Here is a 19,205-nt window from a genome sequence, read left to right on the forward strand (position 1 = left end):
AACTACAGCGGAATGTACGAGCGCTCGCGGGTGTAGTGGATATAGCCGAGGCTGGCCCCGGCGCGCAGCCCCACACCGGTGCGGATCGGTGCCAGTACGATGTCACCGCTACGCTGATAGTTGACGCTGAAGCCGGCAATCACATAGAGACTGCCGTCGACTGCAGGAAAGCGCTGAAACAGCTGGTAGGTGTCATTCAGGTTGTAAACCAGCGTGAAAACTTTCGACGCACTGCCGCCAAAGTCCCAACCCACCGTGGGCCCCTGCCAATACACCGGGATGCTGCCACCTCCCTTGTACTGCAGCGTGCCCTCGCCGTAGCGCACGCCAATCACGGCGGCACCGCCACCCTCACGTCCCAGAATGTAGGCAGTCGGCCGACCGTAGTCGGAGAACGTGCGCTCGATCGCCTTGGCCAGGGACTCGCTGGTTTCGCCGAAAAATTCCGACGCGACGCGCGACATTTCTTCAGGGCTGTAGGTCTGCTGCTGATCGCCGGACGGCGTCACTGCCTGGGTCTCGGGCGCGGCAGTGCCCGTCGCTGTGCTGCGGTCGGAGCCCAGGATTGCGCGCGGGGCATCCGGACTCGGCGAGGTCGTCTGAAATTGCTGTGCGCAGGCGCTCAGCAGTACGCAGGAAAGCAGTGCAACTCGACTCAGCATCGTCGGACTCCAGTGGTGATCAGCGCATCGCAAGCGGCAATGGCGCAGTGTAGCGCGGCGCGGCTGAACGGCAGCTGACATCCGGTGCGGAATGCGATGGCAGTCCTTGCGACCGAGGTCCGAACGATGGCGCAATCTTTCCGACAGCAACACCGTGACTGTCCATCGCGTCGACGGGCACTAGCCGGAGATGCCGAGCTCCTGCTCGACGGCCAGGCGCGTCTGTACGAAATCGACATGGCTGATATACAGCAGCTCGGCAAGCTGGCGCACGCGCGCCTCTTCGTACGGATCAAGCTTACCGTCAGCGTAGGCGACACGCCACAACCACTCAATCAGCTCACGTCGCTCCGCCGGCTGCAGCTCGTCATTCAGGGTCCGCAGGAACCCGTGCAACGAAACGCTACGCTCGGATTCGGCAAATGCACGCGCGACCAGCGCCTGACTTTCCTCATCATTCAGTCCCAGCTGGGACACCAGCATCTGCCGGACGGCATCGCGCTCGACGCACTGGGTATCGAAGTCGGCGCGTGCGGTCTCTGCGAGCAGTACGGCCATCGCCAACGGCCGCCGCATCCGGTCCGGTGCGGCTGTTTCGGTGCGAAACCAGCGCGAGAGTTTATCCAGCATCAGCGCATCAGAAAGAGAAACCGAGCCTCAGGGAATAACCGTTGTTATCTCCTTGACGCTCATACTCGGGAGTGAGTTCCAAAATCGCCAGCGTCACGCGCAATCCGACATAGATCCGCTCATGATCGACATCGACCTTGCGCAGATTGAACGGCGCCTCGGTCACCGTGCCCTGGGGTGTCGCGGTCGACCAGACATAACCGGCGCCGATGTATGGCGTCAGGAAAGTAAAGCCTTTGGAAAGCGCCATATCGACGCTGTAGGCTTCGTAGTCGAAGTCATCGATGCCACTGGTGGCGGTATATGCGCCACGTACCGCCAGCGCGGGCTCGGCAACGCCCCCTTCGAGAATCGCGTAGCGCAGTTCGGCACCGAAGGCCGAGACGCTGGTGTCCGGCACCGCGGTGTAGAACGCACCGACATCGAAGCCGAACGGCAGTCCTTTGCTGACGACCACCCCGGCCATGCCCACGAAATCGACATTCGTTCCGGTCAGCTGCTTCCAGTCGCTCTTGTTTTCAACCGGCGTGTAATTGACGAAGGCGCCGATACCGAAACCCAGCAGGCCAGTCGACTCCGCAGGCGCAAGCGCCTTGTAGTTCAGCGCGGCGCTGATGTCCTCCACCGCCCCTTCAAACGCGCTCTGACAGGTCACACCACAGTCTGGCGCCACACTGAACTCAGTGCTGGCGAATGCGGCAGGCGCAAACGTGGTGGCAGCAAGCAGCGCGACGGCAGTCGGCAGACGACGCATGAGGTTCTCCAGATTTTGTAGTGTGCGCCGCAGAATACCAGACGCACTCGCCCTCCGATCAGGGAGACGATGCCGCCGCCGGCACATGGGGCAACCACGCGAAAGCAGCGTATCCAGCTTCGGCACTGCCCGGAACATCGTCGCAATCCGTCATCACCGCGAGAGCATCCGCATGATCCAGATCTTCACCGAACGCGATTCGAAAATCCGCTCGCACATCACGGGTCTGCTCGACCCAGCGGCCGACATCAGCGCTGCCACTATGTGCCACGAATATATGCGCGTGATCTGTGTATGGATTCGGCCAGTGTGCACCCACCCTCTCAGAAGCGCTCCAGACGTAGACCACTGATCGCGTGCGCCACCAGGCCCAGCCACCGTCGCGGATTACGTAGACTCGCAGCGGAAAATCATCACCAGCACGACTGCGCTCATCGCGCGCGACATAAACGCGATCGGTACGCCAGCGCCAACGCAGCCGGGGTGTTGCACGCAGATCCACGCCGACCCTCCGCACCAGTCCTGACGCCGAAGCCTGGCAGTGCGCATCAATCACCAGCGCATCCCCTTCTCCTTCGACGGCATAGCGGGTTGGCGCCTTGCCATCGAAGGACTGCGGCACCCAATCATCGACGCGGCCGGCATCGCCCGCGGTTGCGAGCGATAGCAGCAGTCCGAATACCGCGCTACGCGTGGACATTCCGTTGCAGAAACTCCAGCACAATCCCACCCAGGTCTGCCAGGCGCCCGTGAAAGAAGTGCCCTACACCGTCCAGAGTCACCAACTCCGGCGGCGGGACATAGCGGTCAAGAATGGCGTGAGTCTGACGATAGTCGACCACCTCATCGTCGATGCCGTGCACGACCAGCCACGGACACTCCGGTCGCGGCGGCGGCGGCGCATCGTCGAAATACTTGCCAAAGGGAGGCGCGATACTGACCTGCGCCACCGGCCGCACCGTCGCTGCCGCACGCACGCTGACCCAGGCACCGAAGGAAAAGCCCGCAAGCACCACGCGCGCACCAGGCAACTGCTGGCGCATCCAATCCACGAGAAATTCGACGTCGCCGGTCTCGCCGCGACCATTGTCGTGAGCCCCCTCGCTGCGTCCCACGCCGCGAAAATTGAAACGCAACGCATACAACCCCGCCTTCTGCGCACAGGACGCCAAGGTATAGGTCACCTTGTTGCTGAGCGCGCCGCCAAATAACGGATGCGGATGACAGATCAGCGCGAAGCCCGCGGGCGCCAGCGGTTCGCGCGGCGCCGACAGGATGGCTTCGATTTGGCCCACAGGCCCCGGGATCAGCAGCTCTTTGGACTGCCCCGGTAGCGGCAGAGAATTCACGCTCGCTCCTCAATGCGTTCACGACCAGCCATTGTGCCGCAAGCGCGCACAGCAGGCGGCGTGCTTGCGGGCAGCCTGCCTGCTGCCTATAGTCCGGCGCGAGGGACTCAAACCATCGTGACCGGGGGACACCATGAAAAAAATCGCGCTGGCCGCAGGCTTGGCCGTATTTGTCGCAGCCGCAACCAAACCAGCGACCGCGGCTGATCCGCTGGACCGTTCGCCTGAATTCCGCAGCTATGTGCAGTTCCAGTTCGGCGGAGAAACACCTGCGCTGGATTCACTGCATTACGGCTTGCGCGTCGACCACGACGCCCGGATCTCGGACCAGCCAATGCCCGCGATCGCACAGCTGGATTTTGGAATCCGCGGCTTCTCGATGGCGAGCGTCAACGGCATGCCGTTTGCCCGCAGCGTCAGCCTGCAGCAGAACGACGGCTACGAGGAAACCCGCTGGACCGCGATTGACTGGGGTCTGCTGGCAGTCGGCATTGCGGGGCTGGGCTACATCGTCTACGAAGTTTCCGACAGCAACGACGTTTCGCCTGATCCCTGATTCGATGCGGCTACGACGCGTAGCCGAGAGCGCATTCGTGGCACGGTCCACATTCGCCGCGCAATGATCGGACAATTCCACTTCAGGGGAGCCATGCGCTCCCCTTATTATGTGTGTGCCTCATCTGGGCCCCACCCAAGCCACCGATCATGGACCTGAGCTCCCGCTTCCCGCGCCTGACCGAAACCTTTGATGTCGATCTCCGCTCGCTGGCGCTGCTGCGCGCGACCTTGGGAGCGGTCCTGCTGTTCTCGCTGCTTTCGTCACTCGGCGATGCTGCCGTGTGGTGGAGCGATGCCGGCGTATTGCCACGTGCCGCATTGGTAGCCGATCCCACGCCGTTCCGGTTTTCACTGCATCTGGCCAATGGCCAGCCCTGGTTCATCGCAGCACTTCTGACCGTGCAGCTCCTGCTCGCGCTGATGTTCACCCTCGGTTCGCACACGCGAACCGCCGGTGCATTGTCATTCCTGCTATGGGTATCGCTGTTGAACCGGAACCCGATGCTCGACGGCACCGGCGAACTGCTGATGGCCTGTCTGCTGTTCTGGTCAATGTTTCTGCCGATGAGCGCACGCTGGTCGATTGACGCTGCGCTGGCATCGGAGCCCCCGCCGCAGGCGCTGATTCATCGCTCACCTGCCGCGGCAATGCTGTTGCTGCAGGTTTTGATCGTCTATCTCTGCACGGCACTGTTGCAGACCGGCTCGGTGTGGAGCACGCATCAGGCACTGACCCAACTGCTATCGCTGGATCATCAGGTCACCGCGCTCGGCGCATGGATGTCACAGTGGCATACGTTCAACTCGCTGCTCAGCCAGGCGATCGGCGTCGCGCAATTGCTGGCACCGCTGCTGATCCTGCTCTCAGGCCTGCATCGCGGCTTGCGTCTGGCCGGCATCCTCGCGCTGGCGTTGCTGCAATTCGGAGCAATCGTCTGCCTGCAGCTGGGCATGCTGCCGTGGTTGGCATTGTTCGCCCTCGCCGTCTTCGTCGAGGGCTGGATCTGGGACGCGATGCAACAGCGCCACCTGCGGAAAAATCCGGGCCCATTGACTGTCTACTACGACAAGGATTGCCGTTTCTGCGAAACCATGTGCCTGCTGATGCGTGAGTTCTTGATCCTGCCGCAGGCAAACATTCTCCCGGCGCAGGACAGCGCGCGGGCACGCACGCTGATGGAGGCAAACAATTCCTGGGTCGTGATTGATGCCGATGAACAGGCCTATCTGAAATGGGCCGCGTTCACGATCCTGTTGCGACGTTCTCCCTTGCTCGGCTGGCTGTGGCCACTCGCGAAATGGTCTGCGCTGGACGCACCAGGCGATCGTCTCTACGCCTTTGTTGTACGACAGCGCGCGCGGATCGCGGGGCTGTCCTTGCCCTTGCTGCCACCTCGCAGCATCCGCTGGGACAATGGCATCCTGCGCCAACGTCTGGCCCTGGCAGCCGGTGTGTTGATGCTGGGCGGGGCTCTGACCACCTTCGGCGCGCTGCCATCCGCCATCGCGGCAGTCCTGAATCCTGCGCTGTCGATGCTGCACCTGGAGCAGGAATGGACGTTGTTTGCCCCGTCACCGCCGGAAGTCAGCGGCTGGCTGGTCGTGAGCGGACGGCGCGCGGATGGTCGCGAGGTCGATGTATTGCATCCCGAGCGTGAGGCACCGAGCTTTGAGCCACCCCCGGCTTCCGATCTTGCAGCCCCCGATCTGCGCTGGCGCACCTACCACGACCGCCTGCGCGATCCGGACCATGCAACGCAGCGCGCCTTGTACGCAGGCTATCTGTGCGCGCGCTGGAATGGCGGCGCGTCCAGCGACGCCGACAATTCCACTCAGCGCGCGCAACGTCTGGTTTCGATCAAGATGATCTACATGCTGCAGTACCCGGCCGCCGCCAATTCGAATTCGCGCATCGAGCAGCAGATCCTGTGGCGTCAGGGCTGCGATCCCGCCGCGGATCCGGGCACTGCATGAGCCCTGATCCGCACCGCGACGATGTCTCCGGCATGGTCGACATCGGCGCCAACCTTGCGCATGACAGCTTTGACGCCGACCGCGATGCGGTACTGGAGCGCGCGCAACAAGCCGGCGTCGCGCAGATCGTCATCACCGGCAGCTGCGCCGACAGCAACCGGCGCGTGCTGACACTCGCGCGGCAGCATCCGGCGCAACTGTTTGCAACGGCTGGCCTGCATCCCCATCACGCCAGCGACTGGGACCGCGAACTCGCCGACCAGCTGCGTGAACTGGCTGCTGATCCGCAGCTGGTGTCCCTGGGTGAATGCGGTCTCGACTATTTCCGCGATCTGTCACCGCGCGGCGACCAGCGCCGTGCCTTCATCGAGCAGCTGCAGATTGCGATCACGACGGGCAAGCCGGTATTTCTGCATCAGCGCGATGCCCACGCGGACTTCCACGCCATTCTGCGCGAACATCGCAGTGCGCTGAGTCATGTCGTGGTGCACTGTTTCACCGACACCCAGGCAGCGCTCGAGGACTACCTGGCTCTGGACTGCCACATCGGCATCACCGGCTGGATCTGCGATGAGCGCCGCGGACAGCACCTGATCGATGCCGTCGGCATCATTCCGGAATCGCGTCTGATGATCGAGACCGACGCGCCGTATCTGCTGCCGCGCACCGCCCCCAAGGCCAGTCACCGCCGCAACGAACCTGGCAATCTGATCTGGGTGGCGCGCGCGATCGCCGCGGCGACTCAGCGTTCGGTCGAAGACGTCGCGCTGGCCACGGCGGCCACCGCACGAGCGTTTTTCGGCCTGTCGGCGCCCACCTGAGGTTGGGGCGTTCGGGCTGGCCTGTGCAGAAATGGCGCCAACCACGCCGCACAGACCCAGGCGATCGCGGCCGACGTCAGATCATGTGACACGAAGTGCGCACCGCGCGCCCATTGCGTCAGCGCGAATCCGAACCCAACCGCCGCAGCGGCTACCAGCACTTTGCCGGCATCGCGCGGACGCCAGCGACGCGCAACGAAATACAACGCCAGCAGGCTGAATCCACCGGAGGAATGCCCTCCAGGAAAACAGTGCCCCGGCTTCTTGCCGCTCACCGTGCCGTAGACCAGCAACAGTGTCGGCTGCTGCCCACCATAGCGGTCAAGACTCCAGGGACAATCCTTGTCGACGGCCTGTTTGATCACTGCCACGGAGCCCGTGGTCAGCGCCAGCGCTGCCAGCAAATAGACCGCAGCGCGCCGCACAGCCCCACTGCGCACGATCGCCAGCAGCAGCAGAGCGATGGCAAAAATCCGGATCAGCCATGCGCCGCCATCGTGCAGCAGCTTCTGCGTCAGCCAGTGATGGGCCCACGGGAAACCGTGCACCCCGTCGGCAAATCGGTCAGCCACCCACAGATCCAGGCCCGTCAGCTTGGCGAACAACGCCAGGGTCAGCAGGCTCAGTCCCGGTAGCAGCTTCAGAACGAAGCCGGGACCAGCGCGCTCAGGAATTGGGTGCCTGCTTGAAGAGTTCATACGCCAGCTGGAAGTAGGCCGTGGTAAGGTCCAACAGATCGGTATCCGGCGGCTGCGGCTCGAACACCTCCCCACCATGGCCACTGCGCGGGCCATCGTTGCGTACATAGCGCGTCACTTCCGCACGCTGATTCAGCCCCAGTATGGCCATGCGACCATCGCGCAGCAGGGCAACATCGTGGTTGTGATTGAACAGCAGATTGCGCGGCTCCTGGTTCTCGTGCAGCACATCGACACCGAAGAACGGCGCCTCGTACTCCAGACCGAGCAGCCCCATGACAGTGGGCGCGATATCGATCTGACTGACCAGTCCGTCGTTCTGCTGCGGCGCAATCAGTCCAGGGGCATAGATCAACAGCGGAATCTCGTAGCTGTGCAGCGGAATGTCGGCCGCTCCGTAAACGCGCGCGCCGTGATCGGCGACCACCACGAATACGGTATTGGAGAACCATTCGTGCTGTTGGGCCTGTTTGAAGAACTGCCCGATCGCATAATCCGCATACTTCACACCCGCGGCGCGCCCGCCACCGCTGGATTTGATCCCGGGAATGCCCTCGGGAAAGGTGTAGGGCTTGTGATTCGACGTGCTCATCACGATCGAGAAGAACGGCTTGCCTTCGGCGGCACGCGCGTCGTAGTAATCGATTGCATGCGCAAACAGATCTTCGTCGCTGACGCCCCAGATATTGGCGAATTTCGGGTCCGGGATATCACGCCGATCGCTCAGCGCGAATCCATTGCCCCCGAAGTAGGCGTTCATGTTGTCGAACGTGCCGTAGCCGCCGTAAAGGAAGCTTGCGTGATAGCCGAGGCCACTCATGACCTCGCCCCAAGTCACGATGCCCTCATTGCCGGGGCGCTTGACGATGCTCTCGCTCGGGATCGGCGGGAACGACGCACTGATCGCCTCGAGTCCACGCACCGTGCGCGTGCCGGTGGCGTAGGCATGGGTGAACAACAAGCCCTGCTTCGACAAGGCATCGAATTCCGGCGTCAGTCCGCGCTCGTTTCCGAGGACGCCGACAAACTCCGCACCAAAAGACTCCTCGGCGATGACCACAACGTTGCGTTTGCCAAGCCCCTGCGCATTGCCCGGAAAGCGGCGCTCCAGACTTGGCGGCGTCGGCGACACGAACGTCTCACCCGAGCGCTCGAGGTCCGGACGCAAGCGCTGCCACAGGGCAACATCGTCGCCAGTGCGATAGTAGGTCTCGTAGTCGAGCTGATTGGTTCTTGCGGCGACAAAAAACGAGGCCACGCCATTGGACGCCAGCTCGTTGGCCACCCGGTTGTCGAACGGCATCAACGCGTTGACCGGTATTGCAATCGCCAACACCACGACCACCGCAACATGGATCAAGGCGATCAAACCGCGGTGCTGAAACGGGTGTGCCGACGGCTCAGCGTGGGCGGTTTCGCGCAACAGGGGCCACAACGCTCCGACCAGCACCGCCGACGCCATGACCAGCCCCGCACTGATCAGTCCGACTGGATAAGTCTCCCGAATATTGCCGATGACCTCGGTCGGGTAGATCAGATAATCCACCGCCACCAGGTTGAACCGGGCATTGAACTCTTCGAAAAAGAAATATTCGAGTCCGGCGATGTACAGCATCGAGAAAACCACGATGCCGACGGTCAGCATCAGCAGCGGCTTGCGCCGACCGCCGCCGAATATCCGCTGCGGCAACAGCCACAGGGCGATCGTCATCGGCAGGAACAGATAAGCCGCCTCAAGCAGATCGTTGACCAGCCCCAGCGGCAGCGACTCCAGCAGACGCGACACCGGAACCTCGCCGGTCGCAAACAGGGCCCATAGCAGCACACGCAAGCCGGTCCCGATCGCCAGATATACCGCCAGCAGCATGATCAGCACGCGATACCGGCCAACCCGCCAATTGATGGCCTGATTTGCTATTTCCTGATTCACTCGACCCGCCAGATTAATAACTAATCCGTCAGTATCGAAAAACGCAGGTAAACGTTACGTCAAGGACGCCGATCGCCGGCCTGCCGCTGCCACCGTACTGCTGACAGGCAACGCCGCCCAATCAGGGCTATTGCACGCGTTCGCTGTGCTCCGGTGCCGCGCCTCCGAACAGCCGAGGCACAAACGCCGGCACATCGGCGCGATAGCGTCGATAAGCGTCGCCCAGCTCGCGGTCGAGATCTCGTTCTTCCAGCAACAAAGTTGCCAGCACGCTATAAGCAGTCAGCACCGTTGCCAGTAGCGCATGCCCAATGCTGAGGACCGGCGTCGACCATAGCACCAGCATCAGGCCGCTCTGGATCGGATGACGTACCCAGCGATAAGGCCCGCGCAACGCGAAGGGCGATTCCACCTGCTGGCCGAACGCCTGGCGCAGCCCAGTGAAATGCAGCAGATCAACGCACCAGATCGACCAGAGAATCAGACCGCCGCCGATCGCCAAGGCGCCGTAGAGCAGCGCCTTGCCCACGGGGCTGTCGACGACCCACACCGTCTGCGGCAACGGCGACCAGAACAGACAGATCAGTAGCAGCAGCAGCGCCGAAACCAGGCCATAGATCACGCGCTCCAAAGCCTTGGGCACGAGCCCCAGCCACCAGCGCTTGAATGCCGGCCGCGCCATCAGACTATGAGCAAAGCCAAACGCGGCCAGCAGGCCCAGATCAATCGCCAGCGCTGGCAGCCAATGTTGCGGCGCACCGCCGTCGATACCACGCGGGGTCCAGTTCTGAATGAAGGCGATGAAATACAGCTGCATCGCCTGCGTAAAAGCAAACGCGGCCAGAGCGAACAGGCGCATGGTCGACTCCCCTAATCCGGTATTGGACCCCGCATCTTAGCCAGCCGTGGCGCGCACGACCCCTAACCTATGGCTAGGGACGAGCAATCATTCGGCGGGCCCGCAGCTCAGCCGGCTGGCGCCGCGCCGACCTGCCACTGGCGTGTGCGCAGCACGAAGCGGGTCAGCAGCCCGACCGCCGCCAGCGCCAAGGCAGCAATGAACCCGAGCCAGACACCAAACGGACCCGCCGCCGTCTGAAACGCCAGCCCTGCTGCCAGCGGCAACCCGACCACCCAATAGGCAGCGACGGTGATCAACATCGGCACCCGGGTTTCCTTGATTCCTCGCAACGCGCCGCTGGCCGTGGCCTGAACGCAATCGAACAGCTGAAAAATCGCTGCAAAGTAGAGGAATCGCACCGCCATTGCGGCAACATCCGGTGTATCGGTATATGCCGCCACGATCAACCCTGGGGCCAAGGCCATGGCAGAAGCAGACATCGCGGCGAAGGTGACCCCCAGCGCGACACCGGCCAGGCCGCGCGCACGGACCTCGTGCTGAAGTCCCGCCCCCGCGGCATGTCCCACTCGCACGGTCGTCGCCAAACCGATGCTCATCGGGACCATGAACGACAGCGCTGCAAAGTTGATGGCGATCTGATGCGCACCGACGACATCGCCACCGAAGCGCGCAATGATCAGCGCGCCCAGATTGAACAACCAGGACTCTGCGGCCACGATCAACGCGATCGGCAGTCCGAGACGCAGGATCTCGCCGACGTCACGGCTCACTTGCACCGGAATGCCAGAACGAAACACCTGCAAAGCGCGCAAGCGACGCAGTCGCGCATAGGCCAGTGCATAAATCAGCAGCATCGCGATACTTGCCGCACTACTGGCCCATCCACACCCGGCAGGCCCCAGCGCCGGCAGACCCCAGGCGCCATACATCAGCCCGTAGTCGAGCGCCGCATTGATGGCGAAGGCGACGACGCCGGCGGCGAGCGCCACCCGGGTAATAGCATGCCCCTCGGCGACATTGCGCCCGAGGAAGCACAGGCACAGCGGAATCGCGCCCCAGGACAGCGCGTCGAGATAGTCACTGGCAAAAACGTTTGCGCGTTCCGACAGATCGAGCAGCGAAAGAATCGGTTGTGCCAATACTCGCACCACCAGCATCCACAGCACGCCACAGCCCATTGCAAGGATCGCCGCACTGCGAACGAACCCACCGGTCTCGACCGGCGACGCGCCCGCGCCGACGCGCTGGGCCACGATCGGTGAGCACGCCATGAACACGCCGATAAAGATGACAAAGAACAGAAACCAGATATTGGACCCGATGCCGATCGCTGCCAGCTCATCTGCCCCCAAACGACCTGCCATGATCGTGTCGACCGTCCCCATGCTCATGAAGCTGACCTGCGTCGCCACGATCGGCAACGCCAGCCGCAGGTTTTCCCGCGCCTCGCGGCGAAGCAGTTGAAAGTTGAGCGTGTGCATGAGAATCGGACCGCCGGTCGGCGCGATACCGTCGACAAGCAAACTATGGGCGGCGGATTATGGACGCCGCGTTCCGATGCCGCCACGTTTCGAACGCTGGAAAAGTGCCTGACAACACGACGGCCGACAGGAAGCGGGCCTGCCGCAGCTGCCGCGCCAGGAATGCACTGACACCAGAACCTGACGATCGTCGGAGCGATCAACGCGTTTATCCGTTAATCCCTCAAGCCCGTGTGCAATCAGCCTCTACTACCGTCACGCCGCTGACTGCGGCCGGATGTTGAAGGTCAGCGATGCCAAAGGGGCGGTCGCGACGACCTGTCCGGCGGGTCGGCAGCCGGGGGAACCCACGCGGACTGTTTGCATCGAGCATCGCATCCGTCAGGGGGTCAGAACGCGCTTGAGGGTGGAGCAGTATTCATGCAGGTGTTTTCCGAAAATCAGATCCAGCAGCAACTTCGGGTCAAACGCTGGAAAATCGCGACCACTTTCATGCTCGGCCTGGTGCTCGGAGGCGCCGTATCGATCTGGATGCCGAACCTGCGCGCACTGGATGCGGCATTTGCGACCGAAATGCCCGTGACAGCGGCCTCGTCCTGCTTCGGCGACATCCCCGCCCACGCCACATTCAAACTCGATTGCACACTGCAGCGCGCAACTGCCGCCCAGGCACATCCCTGAGCTCCGCGCTGGGCTAACCTGACTGCGACAACAGGCGCGCATTGCCGCCGACCGCCGCCGTATTCACGGTCAAGGTCCGCTCTACCACGAATCGTTGCAGATAGAACGGGCCACCGGCCTTGGGGCCCGTGCCGGACAAGCCCTCGCCGCCAAACGGCTGCGTACCCACGACTGCGCCGGTCATGCCCCGATTGACGTAGCAGTTGCCGACCCGGGCCCGCGACTGGATGCGCTTCCAGGTCGACTCGACTCGCGAATGTACGCCCAGCGTCAGACCATAGCCGGTGGCGTTGATCGCATCGACCACAGCGTCAATCTGGTCTGCCGCATAGCGCACCACATGCAGGATCGGCCCGAACACCTCACGCTTCAACGCAGCGATTCCCGGAATCTCGATCACCGTCGGCGCACAATAAGTTCCCTGCGCACACTCTGGGGGAAGCTGCGCCCGCCGGACAGGCCAGCCCCGCACGCCGCAGTCGTCGATATGCGCCTGCAATGCAGTCAGCGCATCTGCATCAATGACCGGCCCCACGTCGGTCGCCAGCAAGCCGGGATCACCCATCCGCAGTTCATCCATCGCGCCGTACAGCATCTTCAGTGTGCGCCCGGCAATTTCGTGCTGAAGATAAAGCACGCGCAAAGCTGAGCACCTCTGGCCGGCGGAATAGAAGGCGGAGCCCAGCGCATCCCGAACCACCTGCTCGGGCAGCGCCGACGAATCGACGATCATCGCGTTCTGCCCCCCGGTCTCGGCAATCAGGGTTGCGATCGGGCCGGGCCGCACCGCCAGACTGCGATTGATGTGCTGCGCAACTTCGCTGGACCCGGTGAAAACCACTCCGGCAATCCGCGGATCGGCAACCAGCGCAGCGCCGACGTCGCCAGCCCCCAGCACCAGCTGCAGCACTTCGGGTGCAATTCCCGCAGCGTGAAGCAGGTCGACCATGCGCCTTGCGATCAAGGGGGTTTGTTCCGCCGGCTTGGCCACCACGGTGTTGCCGGTGACCAGCGCCGCCGCAATCTGCCCGGTGAAAATCGCCAAAGGGAAATTCCACGGCGAGATGCATGCAAACACGCCGCGCCCGTGCAGCTGAAGAACGTTGCTTTCGCCGGTCGGCCCTGGCAGCTGCTGCGCTTGCGTCATCAGCCGACGCGCGGCGTTGGCGTAGTAGCGCAGAAAATCGACTGCCTCGCGCACTTCGGCAACAGCATCCGCCAAGGTCTTTCCGGCCTCGCGCACCAGCAGAAACAGAAACGCCTCGCGCTGCTGTTCGAGCTGATCGGCCGCACGCTCAAGCAACAGTGCGCGCGCTTCCACGCCCTGGGCATTCCAGCGAGCCTGCGCAGCCTCAGAGCACTCGATGACAGCGGCGACGCGGGCCGGCTCAATCGACTCGCACATCCCCAGTACGCGTCGGGGGTCGGCAGGATCTTTGACTGCCCAGTGCGGCCCACTGCTCTCGACACCGCCCGCGAGCGCGGACGTCGCAGTTGTAACCAGTGGCGGCGCACTACGCCGCAGGGTTTCACGCAGCAGGGGATCAGCCAGATTCAAACCGGTTGAATTGCGGCGCTCGACCCCATACAGCTCCGCAGGTGTCGGCAGCGTCGGGTTCGGCACAACTTCCAGCGCCTTCAGCGCGGCAACCGGATCGGCCACCAGTGCTTCCGGCGTGATCTGCTCGTCATAGATGCGGTTGACGAATGAGGTGTTGGCCCCGTTTTCGAGCAGCCGTCGAACCAGGTACGGCAGCAGATCGGCGTGCGCGCCAACCGGTGCATAGACCCGACATGCCACCGGAACCGATTCGCGCACGATCTGGTACAGCGCCTGCCCCATGCCGTGCAGGCGTTGAAATTCAAAGCCACCCAGGTTGTCCCCAGCCATCGCCACCACCGCCGCAATGGTCTGCGCGTTGTGTGTTGCCAGCATCGGATAAAAGGCGTCGCGCGCAGCAAGCAGGCGCTGTGCACAGGCCAGGTAGGCGACATCCGTGTTGAGCTTGCGGGTGAACACCGGATAGCCCGGCAGCCCCAGCTCCTGGGCGCGCTTGATCTCGGTATCCCAGTAGGCGCCCTTGACCAGACGCAGCGGAATACGACGCTGGTGGCGACGTGCGAGCTGCTCCAGCCACTCGATCACGAATACACCACGCTTCTGGAACGCCTGTACTGCCAATCCCAAGCCTTCCCACAAACCGGCTGCCGGGTCACAGAACACGGCCTCGAACACGTCCAGCATCAACTCCAGTCGATCCGCCTCCTCGGCATCGATGGTCAATCCGACATTGTTCGCCTTGGCCAGCTGCACCAGACGCAACAGCTTCGGCACCAATTCGGCCAATACCCGCTCGCGCTGGGAAAACTCATAGCGAGGATGCAGCGCCGACAGCTTCACCGAGATTCCCGGTCGCTGGAACACTGCCGTCTCCTGCATCGTCGCGTCGTGTGATCCAATCACACCGATCGCATGCTGATAGGCCTCGAAATAGCGTTGCGCATCCTCGGCAGTCAACGCGGCTTCGCCCAGCATGTCGAACGAATGCAGATCGCCTCGATGGTCGCGCCCGCGCGCACGTTTCAGTGCCTCGGCGATCGTACGTCCCATGACGAATTGCGAACCCATCATGCGCATGGCCTGACGGATGGCCATCCGGATCACCGGCTCGGTCGACTGATTGACCAGACGGTTCAGCGCACTGCGAAAATTGACCGTAGTATCGGCGGGCAGCTTGACGATGCGGCCGGTCAGCATCAGCCCCCAGGTCGAGGCATTGACGAACAGCGAATCGCTCTGGCCCAGATGCGCCTCCCAGTCCGCATGCGCCAGTTTGTCCGCGATCAGCTTTTCTGCCGTCTCGTCGTCCGGAATCCGCAGTAACGCTTCGGCCAGACACATCAGCAGCACGCCCTCGTCGGATGACAGGTCGTACTGATGCATGAAGGCGTCCAGCGCGGACTGTTCATCGCGGCGACCACGGACCAGCGTCACCCAGTCGGCTGCGCGGGTGGCAATCTGCTGTCGCGTCGACTCTGGCATTTCCGCAATGGGCAGCAGCCGCGACAGCAGCTGTGCCTCATCCGCCAGATAGTGTTCGCAGATCGCCGCGCGCAAAGGGTCGCGCTCAGGTTCGGCCTGTGCCAGCACCCAGGGCCAATGGAGCGAATCCGATGCAGCAGGTGTGGACGTCGAACCGGGCGTGCTCATGACTGAACTCGCAGAAGAGTGAAGGTCCGCATTCTAGGTCCGCGCCGGACGCACAGCCTGAGGGATTCGCCGCAGTCCGGCAGGCCTCCCGAGCGGCATCGCGGCGATCCGGCACAATAGCGCGATGGAGTCCACCGAAGTCAGCACGACAGGAACCGCGATCGCACTGGTGACCTGCCCGCCGGAGCATGCCGAAGCGCTCGCGCGGGCGCTGATTGAGCGCCGTGTGGCGGCCTGCGTCAATATTGTGCCGGCCATACGCTCGATCTACCGCTGGCAGGATGGCGTTGTTGACGACTCCGAATCGCTGCTGCTGATCAAACATCCGAGCGCGGGGTTTGCCGCCCTGCGCGATTGTGTCCTGGAGCAGCATCCCTACGAACTTCCGGAAATCGTTGCGGTCAACCTGGACTGGGGACACACGCCGTATCTGGACTGGATACGCTCCGCCTGCAGCTGAGGTCCGAGTGTCCACCTTGACCGCCGGCGCAACGGCCTTCCACGAAAACTCAAACAACACGATCGATCCCCACTGATGCGAAATTTTCTGTTGCTGCTGCTGTTGGCGGTCTTGGCCGGAATCGGCGGCTTCGGTGCCTATCGCCTGATCGCGCCAGCCTCGTCGGAGCTGATTGGCAAGACCGCATACGACCTTCAGTTACATGATCTTCAGGGCGCCACACACCGCCTGTCCGAGCTGCGCGGCAAGTGGGTGTTGATCAATTTCTGGGCCTCATGGTGCGCACCATGCATGGACGAACTGCCGCTATTGGTCGAAGCACAAAAACGGTATGGTATGCATGGCCTGCAGATTCTCGGTCCGGCCTTGGATGACGCGGATTCTGTCGCGCCGGTGGTCACGCGCTTTGGCATCAACTATCCGGTCTCCGCAGACTTCACCGGCGCCGATGCGGCAATGCAGGCTTTCGGAAATGAAAAATCTGCATTACCCTACTCCGTACTGATCGATCCGCAGGGTCGCGTCGACCGCCTGATGCTTGGCGCACTCAAACCCGGCGATCTCGACGCGCTGATGCGTGAGCGGATCGGAAATTAAATTTGCCGCCAATCAGATCTGACACAAAAGTGTCGCGATCTGTATCTAACTGCGCTTATCTTGCATTCTTTCGGCGCGCTGCGGCAGAATGCGGGCTCACTTCGTTTCTGAGTCCGAGCGTGAGCCAGCTGCTGCTGATCAACGGCCCCAATCTGAACCTCCTGGGCACCCGGGAGCCCGGGGTCTATGGGCATCAGACGCTGTCGGACATTGAAGCCGCGCTGACGCAGGAAGCCGCAAGTCTGGGCCATGTGCTGAGCTGCCATCAAAGCAATCATGAAGGCGCCCTGGTGGACCGTATCCATCAGGCTCGCACTGACGGCGTCGAATTCATTCTGATCAATCCGGGCGCTTACACCCACACCAGCATCGCCCTGCGTGATGCACTGCTGGGCGTTGCCATCCCGTTCATCGAAGTCCATCTGTCGAACGTGCATGCACGCGAGACATTTCGTCATCACTCCTATTTGTCAGATGTCGCCGTCGGCGTGATCGCCGGCTGCGGGCCGCTGGGCTATCGCCTGGCACTGCTCGCTGCCCACGAACGCCTGGCACAGCCCTGATACCTCAGCCTCGTAAGGAATCGCGTCCATGGATTTACGCAAGATCAAGACCCTGATTGAACTGGTCGAACAGTCAGGCATCTCGGAACTCGAAGTCCGCGAAGGCGAAGAGTCCGTCCGCATCAGCCGTCAGCAGGCGCAGCTGGCGCAGCCGATTCAGTACGTCACCGCTCCGCCTGCAGCCCAGGCCGCACCCGCTCCCGCCGCTGCCGCACCCGCGTCGGCGCCCGCCGCGCCGGCAGCCGCCGCCGAACCTGCGACAAACCGCCATCTGGTCCGCGCTCCCATGGTCGGAACGTTCTATCGCTCCCCCTCGCCGGGCGCCAAGTCCTTCGTCGAAGTCGGCCAGACCGTCAAGGCCGGTCAGGTCCTGTGCATCATCGAAGCCATGAAGATGCTCAACCAGATCGAGTCCGACAAGGCCGGCGTCGTCGTCGAAATTCTGGTCGACAACGAAAAGCCGGTGGAATTCGACCAACCGCTGTTTGCCATCGAATAGCCGGCGCCCGCCCGCACGCATGCACGCCCCCGACTACGCAGCGACGACGGTATGACCCACATCAAGAAAATTCTGATCGCCAACCGCGGCGAAATTGCCTTGCGCATCCTGCGCTGCTGCCGAGAACTCGGCATCCGCACCGTGGCGGTGTACTCGACCGCCGATCGCGAGCAGAAGCACGTGGCGCTGGCCGACGAGGCGGTGTGCATCGGTCCGCCTCAGGCCGGCCGCAGCTATCTGAACATGGCCGCCATCATTTCCGCCGCCGAAGTCACCCAGGCCGACGCGATCCACCCCGGATACGGCTTCCTGTCCGAGAACGCCGACTTTGCGGAATCGGTCGAAAAATCCGGCTTCATTTTCATCGGCCCGCGCTCGGACACCATCCGTCTGATGGGCTCTAAGACCAACGCCAAGGCCGAGATGATCGCGGCCGGCGTGCCCTGCGTCCCCGGCTCTGAGGGCGTGCTGCCGGAAGACGAGCAGGTCTGCATCGACACCGCACGTCAGGTCGGCTATCCGGTGCTGATCAAGGCCGCAGCCGGCGGCGGCGGTCGTGGCATGCATGTAGTGCGAACCGAGGATGAGCTGCTCGAGAAAATCCAGCTGGCCCGCACCGAGGCACAGCAGGCGTTTCGTGACGGCAGCGTGTTCATGGAGAAGTACCTGGAGACGCCACGCCACGTCGAATTCCAGGTGCTGTCGGACGGCCAGGGCAATGCTGTTCATCTAGGCGAACGCGACTGCTCGATGCAGCGCCGGAATCAGAAAGTCGTCGAGGAATCCCCGGCGCCCGGAGTCACCGACGCACAGCGCGCCGAAATCGGTGCGCTGTGCGTCAACGCCTGCAAACGCATCGGCTACCGCGGCGCCGGCACCTTCGAGTTCCTGTACGAGAACGGCCAATTCTTTTTCATCGAAATGAACACCCGCATCCAGGTCGAACATCCGGTCACCGAGATGGTGACCAGCGTCGACCTCATCCGCGAGATGATTTCGATCGCAGAGGGGAAGCCGCTTTCCCTGAAGCAGGAAGACATAGAATTCCGCGGCCACTCGATCGAATGCCGCATCAACGCCGAGCACTCGCGCACCTTCGTGCCGTCGCCGGGCGAGATCAAGAAATATCACGCCCCCGGTGGACCGGGCGTGCGCCTCGACTCGCACTGCTACGCCTGTTACCGGGTGCCGCCGCACTACGATTCGATGATCGGCAAGCTGATCACCTGGGGCCCGAACCGTACATCGGCGATCGCGCGCATGCGCCAGGCGCTGGCCGAAATGGTGATCGAAGGCATCAACACCAATATCCCCCTGCAGCGCCGCATCATGGCTGACGAGGTTTACTGCGACGGCCTGCACCACATCCATTACCTGGAAACACTGCTGGGCCAGTGGATGCAGGAAAGCGAATAGCCGGTGCCCGGAGTGACGCAGACCCCGAAGCCCCGGTCGCAACCGGGGCTTCGTCTTTG

At 62.8% G+C, this 19,205-nt stretch carries 19 protein-coding genes; 9 read left to right on the plus strand and 10 right to left on the minus strand.

The features are described 5' to 3' along the window. Nucleotides 1-2: 2 nt before the first annotated feature. The 5 genes from E4T66_RS13160 to E4T66_RS13180 form a co-directional block, all read right to left on the minus strand. Nucleotides 3-662, minus strand: coding sequence for a DUF1134 domain-containing protein (locus E4T66_RS13160; RefSeq protein WP_136849517.1), 660 nt, complete (start codon nt 660-662; stop codon nt 3-5). 180 nt (nt 663-842) lie between these two features. Then, the gene (locus tag E4T66_RS13165; RefSeq protein ID WP_136849518.1) at nt 843-1,292 is read right to left on the minus strand and encodes a tellurite resistance TerB family protein; all 450 of its coding nucleotides are present in this window, start codon (nt 1,290-1,292) and stop codon (nt 843-845) included. A gap of 7 nt (nt 1,293-1,299) precedes the next feature. Next, complete coding sequence (locus E4T66_RS13170; RefSeq protein WP_136849519.1) at nt 1,300-2,046, minus strand: DUF6588 family protein; 747 nt, start codon at nt 2,044-2,046, stop codon at nt 1,300-1,302. 58 nt (nt 2,047-2,104) lie between these two features. Continuing rightward, entirely contained in the window at nt 2,105-2,746 is a 642-nt protein-coding gene (locus tag E4T66_RS13175; protein ID WP_136849520.1) for a DUF3047 domain-containing protein, read from the minus strand. Beyond that, nucleotides 2,733-3,395 carry an alpha/beta hydrolase gene (locus E4T66_RS13180; protein WP_136849521.1) on the minus strand — a complete coding sequence of 221 codons (663 nt, stop codon included), beginning with the start codon at nt 3,393-3,395 and terminating at the stop codon, nt 2,733-2,735. Before E4T66_RS13180 ends, E4T66_RS13175 begins: the two co-directional genes overlap by 14 nt. 133 nt (nt 3,396-3,528) lie before the next feature. On the opposite strand from E4T66_RS13180, the gene E4T66_RS13185 reads away from it, so the two are divergent. From E4T66_RS13185 to E4T66_RS13195, 3 genes are all read left to right on the plus strand, one after another. Beyond that, nucleotides 3,529-3,951: a hypothetical protein gene (locus E4T66_RS13185; protein WP_136849522.1), complete on the plus strand. Its 423-nt coding sequence runs from the start codon at nt 3,529-3,531 to the stop codon at nt 3,949-3,951. A gap of 149 nt (nt 3,952-4,100) precedes the next feature. Then, nucleotides 4,101-5,927 carry a DCC1-like thiol-disulfide oxidoreductase family protein gene (locus tag E4T66_RS13190; RefSeq protein ID WP_136849523.1) on the plus strand — a complete coding sequence of 609 codons (1,827 nt, stop codon included), beginning with the start codon at nt 4,101-4,103 and terminating at the stop codon, nt 5,925-5,927. Next, on the plus strand, nt 5,924-6,748 hold the full coding sequence (locus tag E4T66_RS13195; RefSeq protein ID WP_248679687.1) for a TatD family hydrolase: 825 nt from the start codon (nt 5,924-5,926) through the stop codon (nt 6,746-6,748). The genes E4T66_RS13190 and E4T66_RS13195 overlap by 4 nt, the downstream gene beginning before the upstream one ends. Here E4T66_RS13195 and E4T66_RS13200 read toward each other — a convergent pair. The 4 genes from E4T66_RS13200 to E4T66_RS13215 all read right to left on the minus strand — a co-directional run bounded on the left by E4T66_RS13200 (nt 6,670) and on the right by E4T66_RS13215 (nt 11,719). Then, on the minus strand, nt 6,670-7,446 hold the full coding sequence (locus E4T66_RS13200) for a phosphatase PAP2 family protein (RefSeq protein WP_169577616.1): 777 nt from the start codon (nt 7,444-7,446) through the stop codon (nt 6,670-6,672). The two genes, E4T66_RS13195 and E4T66_RS13200, sit on opposite strands and share 79 nt — an antisense overlap. Beyond that, nucleotides 7,415-9,376, minus strand: a complete 1,962-nt coding sequence (locus E4T66_RS13205; RefSeq protein ID WP_136849525.1) for an LTA synthase family protein — start codon at nt 9,374-9,376, stop codon at nt 7,415-7,417. Before E4T66_RS13205 ends, E4T66_RS13200 begins: the two co-directional genes overlap by 32 nt. 127 nt (nt 9,377-9,503) lie before the next feature. Continuing rightward, on the minus strand, nt 9,504-10,235 hold the full coding sequence (locus E4T66_RS13210) for a methyltransferase family protein (RefSeq protein WP_136849526.1): 732 nt from the start codon (nt 10,233-10,235) through the stop codon (nt 9,504-9,506). A gap of 107 nt (nt 10,236-10,342) precedes the next feature. After that, on the minus strand, nt 10,343-11,719 hold the full coding sequence (locus E4T66_RS13215) for an MATE family efflux transporter (RefSeq protein ID WP_248679689.1): 1,377 nt from the start codon (nt 11,717-11,719) through the stop codon (nt 10,343-10,345). A 420-nt stretch (nt 11,720-12,139) separates the two neighbouring features. Here E4T66_RS13215 and E4T66_RS13220 point away from each other — a divergent pair, with 420 nt between their 5' ends. Continuing rightward, complete coding sequence (locus E4T66_RS13220; RefSeq protein WP_136849527.1) at nt 12,140-12,400, plus strand: hypothetical protein; 261 nt, start codon at nt 12,140-12,142, stop codon at nt 12,398-12,400. A 13-nt stretch (nt 12,401-12,413) separates the two neighbouring features. Here the strand turns inward: E4T66_RS13220 and putA are convergent, their stop codons facing one another. Beyond that, nucleotides 12,414-15,611 carry a bifunctional proline dehydrogenase/L-glutamate gamma-semialdehyde dehydrogenase PutA gene (gene putA, locus E4T66_RS13225; RefSeq protein WP_136849528.1) on the minus strand — a complete coding sequence of 1,066 codons (3,198 nt, stop codon included), beginning with the start codon at nt 15,609-15,611 and terminating at the stop codon, nt 12,414-12,416. Between the two features lie 124 nt (nt 15,612-15,735). Between putA and cutA the strand changes: the two genes are divergently transcribed. The 5 genes from cutA to accC all read left to right on the plus strand — a co-directional run bounded on the left by cutA (nt 15,736) and on the right by accC (nt 19,146). After that, entirely contained in the window at nt 15,736-16,071 is a 336-nt protein-coding gene (cutA, locus tag E4T66_RS13230; protein WP_136849529.1) for a divalent-cation tolerance protein CutA, read from the plus strand. Nucleotides 16,072-16,146: 75 nt separating this feature from the next. Beyond that, entirely contained in the window at nt 16,147-16,668 is a 522-nt protein-coding gene (locus E4T66_RS13235) for a TlpA family protein disulfide reductase (protein WP_136849530.1), read from the plus strand. A 119-nt stretch (nt 16,669-16,787) separates the two neighbouring features. After that, the gene (gene aroQ, locus E4T66_RS13240) at nt 16,788-17,231 is read left to right on the plus strand and encodes a type II 3-dehydroquinate dehydratase (RefSeq protein ID WP_136849531.1); all 444 of its coding nucleotides are present in this window, start codon (nt 16,788-16,790) and stop codon (nt 17,229-17,231) included. Between the two features lie 28 nt (nt 17,232-17,259). Further along, nucleotides 17,260-17,730, plus strand: a complete 471-nt coding sequence (accB, locus tag E4T66_RS13245) for an acetyl-CoA carboxylase biotin carboxyl carrier protein (RefSeq protein WP_136849532.1) — start codon at nt 17,260-17,262, stop codon at nt 17,728-17,730. Between the two features lie 51 nt (nt 17,731-17,781). Continuing rightward, a complete protein-coding gene (gene accC / locus E4T66_RS13250; protein WP_136849533.1) occupies nt 17,782-19,146 on the plus strand; it encodes an acetyl-CoA carboxylase biotin carboxylase subunit in 1,365 nt (454 codons plus the stop codon). Nucleotides 19,147-19,205: the final 59 nt, after the last annotated feature.

It is taken from the genome of Sinimarinibacterium arenosum, assembly GCF_005047655.1.
In the GTDB taxonomy this organism is placed as follows: Bacteria; Pseudomonadota; Gammaproteobacteria; order Nevskiales; family Nevskiaceae; genus Solimonas.